1 protein-coding gene is annotated in these 1,597 nt (G+C 33.4%); it reads left to right on the top strand.

Annotation, left to right across the window (positions count from 1 at the left end; all coding sequences use genetic code 11):
• Nucleotides 1–673: 673 nt before the first annotated feature.
• Nucleotides 674–1,174 carry a shikimate kinase gene (locus ACIQXH_RS20385; RefSeq protein ID WP_403125464.1) on the top strand — a complete coding sequence of 167 codons (501 nt, stop codon included), beginning with the start codon at nucleotides 674–676 and terminating at the stop codon, nucleotides 1,172–1,174.
• Nucleotides 1,175–1,597 lie beyond the last annotated feature (423 nt).

Genomic DNA, 1,597 nt, shown 5'->3' with positions numbered 1-1,597 from the left:
TAGTGTGTGCTCACTCAAAATTTACGTTGGCGCTTTGTTTTGTTCAGTTTTCAAAGAGCAATTTATCTCGTTGTTCGTTAGAACAACTTGTTAATCCATCATAACACACTATCGATTAGTTGTCAACTTCTACGAAGTTTTTAACTTATTTTTAATCGCTGTGTTTTTCAGCGACCATTTCATCTTATCACTTTCATTATAAGAAGTCAATAGTTTTTACTGTTTATTTCTTCAAGCAATCTGCCAGAAGTTGATGAAATTTTTGTTTGACTGACTTGGTGCTTATTTATATTAATCCTTTTTGTCATCAAAGTCAATGTATTTTCGTTTTTTTCTTTTATGACCATATCCGTTAATTAATATCCACAATTGCGCAGCCTGAGTTGGATCCTATCATTACTCTTCTCATTATAAAATTAATGATACAAATTAAAGCATGGACTATTAATTATCGACCATTCCTTCTATTATTAGGAATGAGGGTAAATCAATTGATCAGTTTTCCAAATATTTAAATAATATTTTTACATTTCTACCAACATGTACTATAATGAAATTATTTTTAAAAATCGAAAACTACTTTAAATCATTGTAATCTAGCGGGGAGAGGAATTCATAAGTGGTTAATAAAGATACATCTTTGAGGTTGCAAAGTATCGTTTTTATTGGTTTTATGGGAGTAGGTAAAACTACAATAGGCCAAAAAGTCGCTAAAAAACTATATAGGGACTTTATTGATATAGACCAAGAAATCGAAAAAGAATTTAATATGCCCACGACTGAAATATTCAAGAGGTTCGGGGAAAAGACTTTTCGTGAAAAAGAAAAGGAAGTAATTGAACGGTTCAGCCAGCAAAAATTAAAAATACTTTCTTTAGGAGGCGGGGCCTTTTTACAAGAGGATATAAGAGATATATGCCTCTCCAATTGCATAGTATTTTACCTTGATTTATCTTGGGACTATTGGAAAGAAAGAATTAGCTTACTTATTGATAGTAGACCGGTCTTGCAAAGTAAAAGCCTAGAAGAAATTGAAGACCTTTTTAAAACCAGACAAGAAGTTTATTCCTATCATCATTCAAAAGTGAACACAAATAACTTGGATGTTGATGAAGTAGCAGATTTCATAGTAGATTCTTTAAAAGTTGCTTGGGAGATTCACGAACCACTTTAATACTTAAAAAGATGATTGGCTCAGTCTAGCCAATCATCTTTTTTATTGTTGAATAAAAATGATTCACAAATGAGATCACAGCTTTTCACGATGATTAGGAAAGAAGAGACCATTTTAAATGGATGATGGTTTAGGAGCCATTTCTGAATGCTAACTCTCCAGGAAAAATCAACGGATATCCCACCGCATTCCCATACCATTTATAAAAACAAGCCAATAAGTTATTAGAAAATATATAAAGAAAACGAATTAGCCATGTATTCTCCGCGATTTCGAGACCTTACGGTCTTCTTCTACTGTCTGGCTGAGAAGGTAAAAGGATTTACTAAAAACAAAAAAAGACCAGCCTAATGGCTGACCTTCGAAATGGCTTGGCGGCGTCCTACTCTCACAGGGGGAAACCCCCAACTACCATCGGCGCTG

The sequence above is a fragment of the Peribacillus sp. NPDC097225 genome (assembly GCF_044761955.1).
Taxonomy (GTDB): domain Bacteria; phylum Bacillota; class Bacilli; order Bacillales; family DSM-1321; genus Peribacillus.
The sequence above is the reverse complement of the archived record's forward strand: the minus strand, read 5'-3'. Positions and strand labels throughout refer to the sequence as shown.